Origin of the sequence: Methylophaga sp. OBS3, assembly GCF_026319325.1 — a bacterium.
GTDB lineage: Bacteria > Pseudomonadota > Gammaproteobacteria > Nitrosococcales > Methylophagaceae > Methylophaga.
Genome location: NZ_JAPDMU010000001.1, coordinates 300,395 through 313,193 on the forward strand (window position 1 = coordinate 300,395; position 12,799 = coordinate 313,193).

The 12,799-nt window shown below is 44.6% G+C and carries 13 protein-coding genes; 8 read left to right on the forward strand and 5 right to left on the reverse strand.

The features are described 5' to 3' along the window. Positions 1-5: 5 nt before the first annotated feature. Both accD and folC read left to right on the forward strand, forming a co-directional pair. Positions 6-863: an acetyl-CoA carboxylase, carboxyltransferase subunit beta gene (gene accD / locus OMP94_RS01480; protein ID WP_266275203.1), complete on the forward strand. Its 858-nt coding sequence runs from the start codon at positions 6-8 to the stop codon at positions 861-863. Positions 864-874: 11 nt separating this feature from the next. Further along, on the forward strand, positions 875-2,182 hold the full coding sequence (gene folC / locus OMP94_RS01485; RefSeq protein ID WP_266275205.1) for a bifunctional tetrahydrofolate synthase/dihydrofolate synthase: 1,308 nt from the start codon (positions 875-877) through the stop codon (positions 2,180-2,182). Here folC and OMP94_RS01490 read toward each other — a convergent pair. The 3 genes from OMP94_RS01490 to trmB form a co-directional block, all read right to left on the reverse strand. Then, positions 2,179-3,987, reverse strand: coding sequence for an AMP-dependent synthetase/ligase (locus tag OMP94_RS01490; protein WP_266275207.1), 1,809 nt, complete (start codon positions 3,985-3,987; stop codon positions 2,179-2,181). The two genes, folC and OMP94_RS01490, sit on opposite strands and share 4 nt — an antisense overlap. An 8-nt stretch (positions 3,988-3,995) precedes the next feature. Further along, a complete protein-coding gene (locus OMP94_RS01495) occupies positions 3,996-5,315 on the reverse strand; it encodes an OmpP1/FadL family transporter (RefSeq protein ID WP_266275209.1) in 1,320 nt (439 codons plus the stop codon). A 67-nt stretch (positions 5,316-5,382) separates the two neighbouring features. Continuing rightward, positions 5,383-6,072 carry a tRNA (guanosine(46)-N7)-methyltransferase TrmB gene (gene trmB / locus OMP94_RS01500; protein ID WP_266275211.1) on the reverse strand — a complete coding sequence of 230 codons (690 nt, stop codon included), beginning with the start codon at positions 6,070-6,072 and terminating at the stop codon, positions 5,383-5,385. 298 nt (positions 6,073-6,370) lie between these two features. Between trmB and edd the strand changes: the two genes are divergently transcribed. Continuing rightward, a complete protein-coding gene (gene edd, locus OMP94_RS01505; protein WP_266275213.1) occupies positions 6,371-8,194 on the forward strand; it encodes a phosphogluconate dehydratase in 1,824 nt (607 codons plus the stop codon). A gap of 26 nt (positions 8,195-8,220) precedes the next feature. Further along, on the forward strand, positions 8,221-8,853 hold the full coding sequence (locus OMP94_RS01510; RefSeq protein WP_266275215.1) for a bifunctional 4-hydroxy-2-oxoglutarate aldolase/2-dehydro-3-deoxy-phosphogluconate aldolase: 633 nt from the start codon (positions 8,221-8,223) through the stop codon (positions 8,851-8,853). Between the two features lie 71 nt (positions 8,854-8,924). On the opposite strand, the gene OMP94_RS01515 is transcribed toward OMP94_RS01510, so the two are convergent. Further along, positions 8,925-9,200: a cupin domain-containing protein gene (locus tag OMP94_RS01515; protein WP_266275217.1), complete on the reverse strand. Its 276-nt coding sequence runs from the start codon at positions 9,198-9,200 to the stop codon at positions 8,925-8,927. 143 nt (positions 9,201-9,343) lie between these two features. On the opposite strand from OMP94_RS01515, the gene OMP94_RS01520 reads away from it, so the two are divergent. Both OMP94_RS01520 and OMP94_RS01525 read left to right on the forward strand, forming a co-directional pair. Beyond that, complete coding sequence (locus OMP94_RS01520) at positions 9,344-9,694, forward strand: DUF3147 family protein (protein ID WP_266275219.1); 351 nt, start codon at positions 9,344-9,346, stop codon at positions 9,692-9,694. 78 nt (positions 9,695-9,772) lie between these two features. After that, positions 9,773-10,180: a DUF6647 family protein gene (locus tag OMP94_RS01525; protein WP_266275221.1), complete on the forward strand. Its 408-nt coding sequence runs from the start codon at positions 9,773-9,775 to the stop codon at positions 10,178-10,180. A gap of 3 nt (positions 10,181-10,183) precedes the next feature. On the opposite strand, the gene OMP94_RS01530 is transcribed toward OMP94_RS01525, so the two are convergent. After that, a complete protein-coding gene (locus OMP94_RS01530) occupies positions 10,184-11,869 on the reverse strand; it encodes an NAD-dependent malic enzyme (RefSeq protein ID WP_266275223.1) in 1,686 nt (561 codons plus the stop codon). A 142-nt stretch (positions 11,870-12,011) separates the two neighbouring features. On the opposite strand from OMP94_RS01530, the gene OMP94_RS01535 reads away from it, so the two are divergent. Both OMP94_RS01535 and OMP94_RS01540 read left to right on the forward strand, forming a co-directional pair. Continuing rightward, on the forward strand, positions 12,012-12,344 hold the full coding sequence (locus tag OMP94_RS01535) for a hypothetical protein (protein WP_266275225.1): 333 nt from the start codon (positions 12,012-12,014) through the stop codon (positions 12,342-12,344). 102 nt (positions 12,345-12,446) lie between these two features. Next, positions 12,447-12,773, forward strand: a complete 327-nt coding sequence (locus OMP94_RS01540) for a hypothetical protein (RefSeq protein WP_266275227.1) — start codon at positions 12,447-12,449, stop codon at positions 12,771-12,773. Positions 12,774-12,799 lie beyond the last annotated feature (26 nt).

The following is a 12,799-nucleotide window of genomic DNA, read 5'->3' on the forward strand; positions in this document are numbered from 1 at the left end:
TAACAATGAGTTGGTTTGAAAAATTAATCCCTTCAAAAATCCGTACCACAGGTCGTAGTCGCTCTGTTCCAGAAGGGGTTTGGTGCAAATGTCCTGAATGTGACAACGTTTTATATCGTGCTGAATTAGAACGTAATTTGATGGTTTGTCCTAAATGTGATCACCATCAACGTATTAATGCCAGAGTGCGACTGCAAAGCTTTCTTGATGAAGACGGTCGCCAAGAAATTGGTACTGAGGTTAAGCCAATTGATACGTTGCGATTTAAAGACAGCAAGCGTTATAAAGACCGTATTGTTCAAGCGCAAAAATCTACCGGTGAAAACGATGCATTGTTAGCCATGCAAGGTAAATTAAAAAGCTTACCTATTGTTGCTGTTGCCTTTGACTTTAGCTTCATGGGCGGCTCAATGGGTTCTGTTGTTGGTGAAAAATTTGTTCGTGCAGCCCAAGTTGCATTAGACAAGAAAATCCCACTAGTTTGTTTCTCAGCAAGTGGTGGTGCGCGTATGCAAGAGGGGTTGTTCTCTCTTATGCAAATGGCTAAAACGAGTGCTGTTTTAACGCAATTAGCTAACGCCAAAGTACCATTTGTATCGGTAATGACTGACCCGACAATGGGCGGCGTCTCTGCCAGTTTGGCAATGTTGGGTGATATTAATGTCGCTGAGCCAAAAGCTTTAATTGGTTTTGCTGGTCCTCGCGTTATTGAACAAACTGTTCGTGAGAAGCTTCCAGAAGGTTTCCAACGCAGTGAGTTTTTGTTGGAGCACGGGGCGGTTGATTTAATTATCAATCGACGTGATATGCGTGATCGTCTGCACAACTTGCTGAGCATGATGCAACAGCGCACTGTCGCCTAAGCCGCACTTGTATGCGATTTAACAGCTTGCCTGAATGGCTGGCCTGGCAAGAAAAACTTCACTTTACTGAAATCGATCCCGGACTGACGCGTATTGCTGCAGTTTGGGAGCGCTTGTCTACAGGTAAGCCCTTACCATTTAAAGTTGTGACCGTTGCGGGTACCAATGGTAAAGGTTCATCCGTGGCTTTAATGACAGCGATTTTGCGTGCTGCTGGTTATAAAACCGGTAGTTACACCTCGCCACACTTACTGCGTTATAACGAGCGTATGGCGGTAAATGGCGAGCCAAGTACCGACGCACAAATTTGTCAGGCTTTCGCACAAATTGATGCAACTCGTGGCGAGATCTCATTAACCTATTTTGAATTTGCAACCTTAGCTGCTGCTCTGATCTTTATTGATCAAAAAGTTGACGTCGCTATATTAGAAGTTGGTATGGGTGGACGCCTCGATGCTGTCAATTTATTTGATGCTGATGTGGCCATCATTACCCCAATTGGCCTAGATCACATGCATTGGCTTGGTGATAATCGAGAAAAAATCGGTGCAGAAAAAGCCGGTATTTTGCGAGCAGGAAGACCTGTTGTTTGTAGTGAGGTGTCACCGCCACAAAGTGTTTTAGATATCGCAAATACCTTAGCGGCGCCGACATATATTGCTGGCCGTGACTATCTATATCATCAAACTAGTGACTCTTGGTCATGGCAACAAAAAGATATAGAAGCTTTTCAACAATTGCCTAGGCCTGCACTCAATGGTGAATACCAATTGCAAAATAGTGCGGCTGTAATTATGGCTGCACAATTACTTGCTCAAGAAGGCTTGGTAAATATTAACGAAGCAGCCGTTCGAAAAGGTTTAACAACGGTAAGACTGTCTGGTCGTTTCCAAGTTTTAGATGGGCCAATTCAACGTATTTTTGATGTGACCCATAATCAGCAGGGCGCTGAAAACCTTGAACGACTTTTGCTTGAAGCACCATGTCATGGAAAGACATTGGCAGTGATTGCAATGTTACGTGACAAAGACAGTGCAGCCGTTTTTACAGCCTTACAGACGGCTATCGATCATTGGTATTTGGGTGGTCTAACTGGAGAGAGGGGGCAAACTGCCAAAGACCTCGCAAACGGCTTAACTGCAGCAGTAACAACTGCGCAATTTAGTCAGCAAGATACCGTAGAACAGGCTTATCACTTAGCTATGCAACAAGCAAAAGCAGGTGATCGTGTTTTGATTTTTGGTTCATTTCATACCGTTGAAGCAGTGATGAGGCAAATTCCAGAATTAATGTCTGAAGGTTTAGCAGCTTCAGCTTAGTCTTTGCCATCAAATAACGCAGCAATTTCTCGCTGATATCTTGTCATTACCTCAGCACGTTTCACTTTTAATGTTGGCGTCAGTAAGCCATTTTCAATTGTCCAAGGCTGTAAACTCAAACAGACCCGACGAATACGGGCATAAGCAGGAAAAGCAGCCAGTGCTTCCCGAATCAACTTGATGACATACTGGTGTAGCTTTTTATCTTCGAGGCTACTATTTTGCATTGGATCTAACCCTAGAGACTGGGCTAATTCGGGCCATTGTTCACCATCAAATACAATTACAGCTGCAAGATATGATTGGCCTTCGCCGACAACTAACGCTTGCTCGAACAGTGTATTACTAACGATTGCTGACTCCATATCAGCAGGTGGTACTTTTTCACCGTTACTAAGCACCAGAATATCTTTGATACGACCAGTAATATAGATATGCCCGCTTTCTGAAATCTCTGCCTGATCGCCAGTGTGTAACCAACCTTGTGGATCGATCGTTTGTGCCGTGGCTTTATGATTATTCCAGTAACCAAGCATATTGCCCGGACCTTTTGCCAAGAGCTCTTGCTGTTCGCCTATTTTGACCTGAACGCCTTTAATCGGCAGGCCGACACTTGCTGGCTTATTGTTATCGGGCGGGTTCACACTAATAACAGGACTTGTTTCGGTGAGGCCGTAACCTTGAACCAGATTTAATTGCAAACCAATAAATAGTTTGGCTGCATACTCTGGAAGAGGGGCGCCTCCTGTAACAGCTAATCTAAGACGGCCACCCATGCGTTGCTTAAATGTGCCTACTACCAATTTGTTGAGTACTGGCCATAATAATTGGCTCAGAGACCAACGTCGATGGCCTTGTTGCCAGTGAAATCGTTGCCAACCAACTCGAACAGCTAAATTAAAGATTTGACGTCTCATAAAGGATTGCTGGCGAAGTTTTTGTTGCAGACGATCATGAATACGCTCAAAAATTCGGGGAACGGCAATCAATATAGTTGGTTGTACTTGCTTTAAGTCTTCAGCTAAGAGGGGAATGCTACGCGCATAGGCCACGCTTGAACCGGTCATGATTGGTAAGTAGTAACCCGCCGTTCGTTCTAATGAATGAGATAACGGCAAGAATGATAAAAACAGATCTGATGGATATATATCCATAAACTGCAATGCACCAAAAGCCACGGACAGCATGTTTTGATGACTGAGCATCACGCCTTTGGGACGACCTGTTGTTCCAGAGGTATAAATAATAGAAGCTAATTTATGACTATCTAAAGTCTGCTCAATTAAGGGACGGACAGGCTGACGAATAAATTCTTCACTGCTAACAGTCGCGATCTCGCCGTGCTCAAAATGGCTAGGATTTTGCAAAATAACTTTTTGCAAAGCATGTTGTTCACTAAGTGCAGATTTGAGTAAATGCCATTGCCGGTTGGATTGCAGTAAGACCAGCTTCACGTCTGCATCTTCCAGAATAAATGCCATGTTATCTGGCCGGTCATCTGGGTACAATGGAACGACAATCAACCCCAAACTTTGGGCTGCTAAATCAAAATAAACCCACTCTTTACAATTTCGGAGGTTTAAAGCAACCCGGTCTCCGGCTTGAAGGTTTTCTGCTAGCAGAGCTTGCTGCCAGCGAGCCATTTCAAAAGCGGCTTGCCGCCATGTTAAGTATTGCCAACTATTTTCATTGGCATCAAAAAAGCGATAGGCGGGATCGTTGGGCGAGCGGCGAACACGTTCAAAAAATAAGCCGGGTAGGCTGACAGCGACTTCCGGACTGATGTAATCGGTTTTTTGTTGCATAACAGGTGTTAATCAAACAACCAACGTACTTGAACACCGACAATATCTACATGCGTACGGAACTCACCTTGTAAGCGGTAGCCTTGTTCGTTTACTTCATCGACTTTACTATCTGACATAAACAAATGTGCATAGGCGGCATCAATCATCAGGTTGTCGCTGTAGGCATAGCTGGCACCAAAAGCAACCCATTTACGATCATTGTCGGCAATACGTGGGGTGCGACGTTGGGCGCTGGGTACAGGCGTTTCGTCATAGGCAATGCCTGCACGCCAAGACCAGCGGTCATTTGGTGTGTATTCAACACCCAGACCATAACGCATGGTGTTTTCCCAGTCTTGGTCTTTTTGTGAGTTAAGTCTCTCTACATCAGACTCGATACGTAACTCTTCAAAACGGCTCCAACGTGTCCATGTTGCATCCGCCATTACCACCCATTGGCTGTTAATTTGATGATGGAGTGCCAAGGAGACTGACTCAGGTAACGTTACACGGCCTTCGGCTTTACCATTTTGGAAGCCTCCACCATTAGCAACAGCCTGTACTGTTGGGTCATTAGGAATTCGGAACTCACCTTTACCTTCTAGATCATGGGTGATTTTTGAGCGGTAACTTAAGCCCGCGCGGGTTGCCTCAGTGAACTGATACGTTACGCCAAGGTTATAACCCCAGCTCCAGTCATCTGCGGTAACTTTTGCCTGACCATCAAAGTTTTGTGGTTGAGCGCATGGACCAACAGCTGCACGCAGACATGCAGTCCCAAAGTCCACTGCTTGTGATAATTCAATATCAGCATATTGCAGATTAATACCCGCGCCGACAGATAATTTATCTGTGGCTTTAAAACCAAAAGACGGGTTGATATTGATGGTTTTTAAATCTGAGCGACGTGCATGGTAACGACCTACCCAGTCATCGCTGTAATCGGTAACTAGACCAAACGGTGCGCCAACACCAATCCCCAAAACCAGTCTGTCATTAACAGGATGTGCGTAATAGAAATTAGGTACGATCGCGCTTTCCGTGGCATTACCGTTATCACCACCAGTGATATCACCTAAACCACTGGGTAATGTTGCACTATCTTTATCAAACTTGGCGTATGGCGCAATGAAATTGGCGCCAAAAATCACTTCTGATCTATCTAATTGGGTTAGGCCTGCCGGATTAAAAAAGATAGTACTGGCATCGTCTGCAACCGCGGCACTACCTGAAAATGCACGGCCTAAACCGGTAATACTTTGTTCGAGAATGGCATATCCAGCAGCATATGCTGAGGAAGAACCTGCTCCTAGCAGTATCAATAAACTCAATCTGGACAATGACATGGCGCATAAACCTCGAAACACATTAAACTCGTATTACGCTAATGCAAGCGCCACATCAAAGCAAGTTTTATTTATGACGCTCGAACAGTAAATCCCAAACACCATGACCTAATCGGTGACCACGCTGCTCGAATTTTGTCAGCGGTCGGTAGTCAGGTCTTTCAATATAACCATCAAACGTTCCGAGGTTGGTGAAGTCTTCACTGGCTGATAAATCCTGCAACATTTGTTCAGCGTAATCTTGCCAATCTGTCGCCATATGTAAGTTGCCACCAACAGCAATTTTTGCTGCTAACACATCTACAAAAGCCGGTTGAATAATGCGGCGTTTATGGTGACGTTTTTTATGCCAAGGATCAGGGAAATACAGTTGCACACGATGCAGTGCGCTATCTGCAATTCGGTTTTTTAGCATGGCTACTGCATCAGTACAGGCGACCCGTACATTTGTTAACTTACGATCATCAATCGATTTCAGAAGTTGACCCACGCCAGGACGGTGAACTTCAACACCAATAAAATCCATATCAGGTTGATTAGCAGCCATTTCGGCTAATGACGCACCATTGCCAAAACCAATTTCGAGAACTTTAGGGTTATCGCGGCCAAATAGCGCGTTAAGATCTATTGGCGTTTCGGCATCATCGATTCCCCAAAGCGGCCATAAATTGTCTAAGGCTTTTTGTTGTCCGGGGGTTAAGCGGCCTTCACGGCGCACAAAGCTCTTAATTTCGCGGCGCGGTTTTTCAGATTGCATAAGGATTTTGCCATTCACAAAAATGCCGCATATCATACCCGAGTTGGTAAATTTTCGGGGATTTGCCCAAGATGCAATCAGTAACGACGGTAAAAGCTCAAGTCCTTATTAGCCAGTCGTTTAAAGCCATTGCTAGTCCCAGATTTACCAGTCAAAATAGGGTTGATCGTGCCAATTTGGCTGTCACAGGCTATAATATTGGGTCTGGTTCGACAGTTCTGATGGATTAGCGCTGCGGTTCCAATAGCGGCCTCGGATCCAAAAACTACGAAAACACAAGCTACGAGAGAGACATAACATGGTTCATCCGGTCTTAGAATCGCTCACCAATGAAGTGATCGAGCGCAGTAAAAAATCGCGCACAGCCTACTTGGCGCGTGTCGATGAAGCTGCCGGTAAAGGTCCACATCGCCTAACGTTGGGTTGTGGCAATCTGGCGCATGGTTTTGCTGCATGCCCTGCCAGTGAAAAGTCAGACTTGGCAGGTAATATTAAAGCTAATGTCGGCATCATTACTTCGTACAATGACATGTTGTCTGCGCACGAACCGTACAAAGATTTCCCACCGATTATTAAAGAAGCTGCTCGTGAAGCGGGTGGTGTTGCGCAGGTTGCCGGTGGTGTACCCGCCATGTGTGATGGTGTGACACAAGGTCAGCCAGGTATGGATTTGTCTTTGTTCAGCCGTGACGTCATTGCTATGTCAACTGCTGTCGGTCTCAGCCACAACATGTTCGACGCTGCGATGATGCTGGGCGTATGTGACAAAATCGTTCCTGGTCTTCTGATTGGTGCATTAAGCTTTGGTCACTTACCAACTATTTTTGTCCCAGCAGGTCCAATGCCTAGCGGTCTGCCAAATAAAGAAAAGGTGCGTATACGCCAGCTTTACGCTGAAGGTAAAGTCGGTCGTGACGAATTACTAAAAGCAGAATCTGAGTCTTACCATAGTCCGGGTACATGTACTTTCTACGGTACGGCGAATAGTAATCAGATGATGGTTGAGATCATGGGCTTACACTTGCCTGGTGGTACATTCATCAATCCAAATACACCTTTACGTGATGAGCTGACTAAAGAAGCGGCTCGCCAAGTATTGAAATTCACTGCTTTAGGTGATGATTACCGTCCGATTGGTCACATGATTGATGAAAAAGCGATTATGAACGCCATCATCGGCTTGTTAGCTACGGGTGGTTCAACAAACCACACAATGCACATCGTCGCGATTGCTCGCGCAGCCGGTATCATCATTAACTGGGATGACTTTGACCGTCTGTCACAAATCATTCCACAAATGACTAAGGTTTATCCAAACGGTAGCGCTGACGTTAATCACTTCCAGGCCGCAGGTGGTATGGGCGTGTTGATTCGTGAGCTGTTGTCAGCAGGTTTATTGCACGAAGACATTATTACCGTTGGTAATGAAAAAGGTCTGAGTCAATACACCCAAGAGCCAAAACTGATTGATGGCAAACTGAAGTGGCAGGAAGCACCAGCGAAATCATTAGATCCAGAAGTTATTGGTAGCATCGCACAACCATTCTCTAAATCTGGTGGTGTTCACGTTATTAAAGGTAACTTAGGTCGCGGCGTTTCTAAGATTTCAGCGGTTGAGCCACAACATCGTGTTGTCGAAGCACCAGCTATGGTCTTTGATGATCAGGATGATGCGGTTGCTGCATTTAAACGTGGTGAAATGGAAAAAGACGTTATTGTCGTTTTGCGTTTCCAAGGTCCTAAATCAAACGGTATGCCAGAGCTTCACAAATTGAGCTCACCTTTAGGCGTACTGCAAGATCGTGGCTTTAAAGTCGCCTTGGTCACGGATGGTCGTATGTCTGGTGCTTCAGGTAAGGTACCTTCTGCGATTCAAATGTGCCCAGAGTCTGCTGATGGCGGCCCACTGACACGTATTAAAGATGGCGACATGATTCACCTTGATACCGAAAAAGGCATCATGAACGTATTGGTCGACGAAGAAGAATTTAACTCACGCTTGTCTTGCATGATGGCAAATACTGAACATCACTACGGTGCAGGTCGTGAACTGTTTGATAGCTTCCGTGCTGGTGTGTCTTCTGCAGAAGAAGGCGCTATCAATATGTTTAACGTCGAATAACTTCACCGAATAATCAGGAAAAACAAATGAGCAGAACCATTCACGAAATCATGAAAATTTCACCGATTGTACCGGTGATGGTTATCAATGATGCAGATCACGCTGTACCTCTGGCTAAAGCTTTGGTTAAAGGTGGCCTGAAAGTATTAGAAATCACTTTGCGTACTGATGCGGCTTTAGAGTCAATTCGTCGTATTAAAGCGGAAGTGCCTGATGCGGTTGTTGGTGCAGGTACCATTATCAATGTTGAAACATTGAATGCTGCTATCGATGCGGGTGCAGAATTTATCGTGAGCCCAGGCACAACAGATATATTGATTGATGCTGCTCTGAAAACAGGTGTGCCATTGCTGCCAGGTGTTGCTAACCCAAGCGAAGCAATGCGTTTATTAGAGCGTGGTATTACTGCTATGAAATTCTTCCCAGCTGAAGCTGCGGGCGGTGTACCGATGCTGAAATCAATTGGTGCGCCAATTCCACAAATTACATTCTGCCCAACTGGCGGTGTCAGCCAGAAGAATGTTAAGTCTTACTACAGCCTACCAAATGTTGCTTGTGTTGGTGGCTCGTGGATGTGTGCTGCTAGCTTGGTTGAAGCTGAAAACTGGGATGAAATTACCCGTTTAGCTGCTGAAGCGATCGATTTAGCAACAGCTTAATCTGTAGCAATTATCGCTAATAAAAAAGGCATCCTAGGATGCCTTTTTTGTTTTTGGACTAACGCAAAATACTAATCGTAGCTGTAATGCTTTTTCAGTGTTTTGGTGACTTTCCACATGCTTTTCAGACCCGCTGGGAATTCAGCATAGTCACCTGGCACGATAGTAACTGGTTGACCGCCATCTGGTGTGACGACAATTTCGCCTTCCAAAATATAGGCTTTTTCAGTTTCATCGAAATCCAAACGGAATTCGGTTACTGGACAGTCCCAAATTTCCCAACCTGGGATTCCTCTTTCTTGAATTTGGGCCTGAGTAAGATTTTTCTCAATAATAATTTCTGGCATAACAATCCTGAAGTGCTTAAATTGGAAGGAACGCACAATGCGTGTTGTGCCCACAAAGCAGGCATGTCAGCAAATGACTTGCGGATCATAGCAAAATCCACCTGTTACGGCGCATAAAATTTCGTTTCTGACGGAGGTGACGGATGGCTTGGCTGATTAGTAAATATATTATTACAGCGGGGATTGTGGTCTTACTCTCAGAAATTGTTAAACGCAGTGAGAAATTTGGTGCGTTGCTTACTGCCTTACCGATAATTGCTTTACTGACTATGTTTTGGCTTTATGTTGAGCATCAGCCGAATGAGAAAATCGGTCAGTATGCGGTTTACACCTTTTGGTATGTCTTACCGACGTTGCCGATGTTTTTGCTATTTCCATTTTGGTTACATCGTGTAGGCTTTTGGGGGGCAATAGTCATATCAATATTAATAACCATTATCGCAATTTGGTTATTAGCACTGTTATTAAAACCGTTTGGCATCATATTGTTATAAAGCTCTCGCAAATTATTTCGCTTTGATGACAAACGGCGCATAATCAAACCATCTTGTTAACTCAGCAAGGAGTTACAGATGGAAACATTATTGCTGTCTTTACTTGGCTGGTTATATCAACACACCGACTATGATGACATGGTGGTGTTACCCAATATCACCGTCACCGAAGTGGCAAACCTTTGCCAAAACTATGGTGTTGATTCCTTAGCCGATTGCCAAGCCATGCAACTCAAAGGCTTTTATAACGAGCAGCGAACGATTTTTCTGCATGCCGATTTCCGACAAACGAACCTTCAAGATCAGTCTTGGTTAGTTCATGAGTTAGTCCATTATCTGCAGTGGAAGCAGGGTGCTAATCAACAATGCTGGGGAAAGCTAGAAGCTGAAGCTTACCAAGTACAAGATGCTTGGCTACAAGCGCATGGTATTAATGCCCAAACCGATCCGTTTAAATTGATCATGTTAGAAGCCGCTTGTGATTAGCGCTTAAAGGCTGACTCTTTGGTAATGACGGTAGCTGGGTTGCCAGAAATGCTTATCAATAGCAGCTTTCAATTCACCATCATTCAGTGTCGGTGCTAAGCCATCTTGAAATGCTTGTTGGGCGACGGCAAAAGCGATTTGCTCACTAATCTGCCGGCTTTCGGATAATGGTGGTAATAAGGCTCTTCCATTATCTTGTTGAGCAGCTTTAGCTAAGACTGCACTCGCCACCATTAGCAAACTATCGGTAATACGTGAAATATTGGCAGCAACAACCGCAAGACCTAACCCCGGAAAAATATAGCTGTTATTGCACTGGGCGATGGTGTGGTGCTTATCATTTAGCGTAACGGGTAGAAAAGGGCTACCGGTTGCTACGAGTGCGTTACCTTCAGTCCAACGTAAAATGGATTCCGGCGTCGCCTCGATCTGTTTTGACGGATTGCTCAGTGGAAAAATAATTGGTTGCTTGCAGTGGCTGTACATGGCTTTAATCAAGGTGGCATCAAATAGTCCTGCCTTTCCTGATACACCAATTAAAACAGTTGGTTTAACGCCATCGACAACAGTTCTTAAATTAGCGCCTACGTTGAGACTATACGCCGTTAATTGACTGTTACTGGTTGCAAGTTTTTGCTGGAAGTTTGGCAAGTCTGGCAAACCCTCGGTGAGTAAGCCTTGGCGATCAACCATAAATATACGTTCGCGAGCGGCTTTATCGGTTAGCCCTTCAAGCTGCATTTGTTTGATGATCTGCTCTGCGATACCACAGCCAGCAGAGCCTGCACCAGCAAAGACGATGATCTGCTCTGATAGTTTTTCTTGTTTTTGATGACAGGCTGACAGAAGAGTGCCAACTGCAACCGCAGCGGTGCCTTGAATATCATCATTAAAACAGCACAATTTATCTCGATAACGCTCTAGCAATGGCAGCGCTTTGCTTTGTTCAAAATCTTCAAATTGTAAAAGGGCTTCTGGCCAACGTTTTTGTAATGCCTCTATGAACTGTTCGATAAAAGCATCATATTCTTCGCCGGTAATTCGCGGATGCTTCCAGCCAATGTACTGTGGGTCTTCAAGTAAGGTTGGATTGTTGGTGCCCACATCTAACATGATGGGTAATGTATAAGCGGGACTGATACCGCCGCAAACCGTGTATAGCGAGAGTTTGCCAATGGGAATACCCATGCCACCCACACCTTGATCTCCTAAGCCTAAAATACGACTACCATCAGTGACGACGATAACTTTGACATGTCGTTTGGTGGCGTTATGCAGAATGGCATCCAAATTATCGCGGTCTGGATAGCTAATAAATAAGCCACGGGCACGGCGATAAATCTCTGAAAAACGCTCACACGCATCACCCACAGTGGGGGTGTAAATAATGGGCATCATCTCTTCGAGATGTTGGCTAATCAGATAATAAAATAGGGTTTCATTGGTATCTTGTACGCTACGTAGATAAATATGTTTATTGATAGGTTCGGCGCAACTTTGGAATTGTAAGTAGGCTCGTTCAGCCTGATCTTCAATAGATTCATAACGTGCTGGTAATAAACCATTTAGATTAAATGCTTGGCGTTCTTCAGCTGTGAAAGCCGTTCCTTTATTTAGCAACGATGTCGCCAATAATTGCGGGCCTGCGTACGGAATATAAATGGGATCCTGCATTGAACGAGTGACCATTACAGCTCCTAAGCATGAGAGTAGATATAAATACCAAGCATTGTCAGAAATCTGTCTATAACCGTACTCTTTTTGAAAGTTGACGTGCAAACTTCTGCATCGCATATTAGCCGGATATTAATAACAAGAGAGGGGAGCTGAAATGAGGTTACGAGTTTTTTCCAGTATGGCGCTATTAATGAGTGCTAGTGCTGCGTTCGCCGGGGGTAGTAATGAGGTTGCTTCGGTGAGTTGTGGTGTGAGTGCGGCGATAGAAGTCGGTATGACTCCCGCAGATGTAAAAACACTATGCGGTCAAGGTTGGCAGCCAAGTTATATCAGTGAACACATTCGTGCGCGCAGTGATGGCACTGAAGATATTTTTCATAAATGGCTAGTTCATCCAACTGGCTTACCTGAGACTCATGTTGTTCTCAAAAATGGTGAGGTAGTCCGAATCTTTACTAACAACATGACGCCATTACCATCCAAATAAAATTAGTTCACAGCAACTTCACAAAGTGCGGGATATTTTTGTTCACAACCAAGTCCTAGTAACAACGCGACAAGGTGTTAATTGACATATCTGGGAGCAAATATGCACAAGATTGTTCTTAGCTCGCTTATCGCGGGTTTATTGGTAAGCACTGCGGCGATTGCCCAGCCCCCTCCGCCTGAAGCGGAGATGGATAACCAGCAATGTCTAACCATATCTGCGTTAGCTGGTGATTATTATCATCACAAGCAAGCAGGTAAAACCAAAGAAGAAGTGCAACAAACATTGCGACCAGAATTTATGAATGATGAGTTTATTCGCATGATTGATTTGGCCATTAATTTGGCCTATACCTTTCCAGATGGTTTGCCAGAAACCGAAGTTGAAGCGAAAGTTTATGAAGGATGTGAAAAACATCAAACGCCATAATCAAAATTAAACTTGGGTATGGGTTG

Bases quoted from the DNA above. Each gene is read 5' to 3' on its own strand.
- accD (WP_266275203.1), top strand. From the start codon at position 6: ATGAGTTGGTTTGAAAAATTAATCCCTTCAAAAATCCGTACCACAGGT.
- folC (WP_266275205.1), top strand. From the start codon at position 875: ATGCGATTTAACAGCTTGCCTGAATGGCTGGCCTGGCAAGAAAAACTT.
- OMP94_RS01490 (WP_266275207.1), bottom strand. From the start codon at position 3,987: ATGCAACAAAAAACCGATTACATCAGTCCGGAAGTCGCTGTCAGCCTA.
- OMP94_RS01495 (WP_266275209.1), bottom strand. From the start codon at position 5,315: ATGTCATTGTCCAGATTGAGTTTATTGATACTGCTAGGAGCAGGTTCT.
- trmB (WP_266275211.1), bottom strand. From the start codon at position 6,072: ATGCAATCTGAAAAACCGCGCCGCGAAATTAAGAGCTTTGTGCGCCGT.
- edd (WP_266275213.1), top strand. From the start codon at position 6,371: ATGGTTCATCCGGTCTTAGAATCGCTCACCAATGAAGTGATCGAGCGC.
- OMP94_RS01510 (WP_266275215.1), top strand. From the start codon at position 8,221: ATGAGCAGAACCATTCACGAAATCATGAAAATTTCACCGATTGTACCG.
- OMP94_RS01515 (WP_266275217.1), bottom strand. From the start codon at position 9,200: ATGCCAGAAATTATTATTGAGAAAAATCTTACTCAGGCCCAAATTCAA.
- OMP94_RS01520 (WP_266275219.1), top strand. From the start codon at position 9,344: ATGGCTTGGCTGATTAGTAAATATATTATTACAGCGGGGATTGTGGTC.
- OMP94_RS01525 (WP_266275221.1), top strand. From the start codon at position 9,773: ATGGAAACATTATTGCTGTCTTTACTTGGCTGGTTATATCAACACACC.
- OMP94_RS01530 (WP_266275223.1), bottom strand. From the start codon at position 11,869: ATGGTCACTCGTTCAATGCAGGATCCCATTTATATTCCGTACGCAGGC.
- OMP94_RS01535 (WP_266275225.1), top strand. From the start codon at position 12,012: ATGAGGTTACGAGTTTTTTCCAGTATGGCGCTATTAATGAGTGCTAGT.
- OMP94_RS01540 (WP_266275227.1), top strand. From the start codon at position 12,447: ATGCACAAGATTGTTCTTAGCTCGCTTATCGCGGGTTTATTGGTAAGC.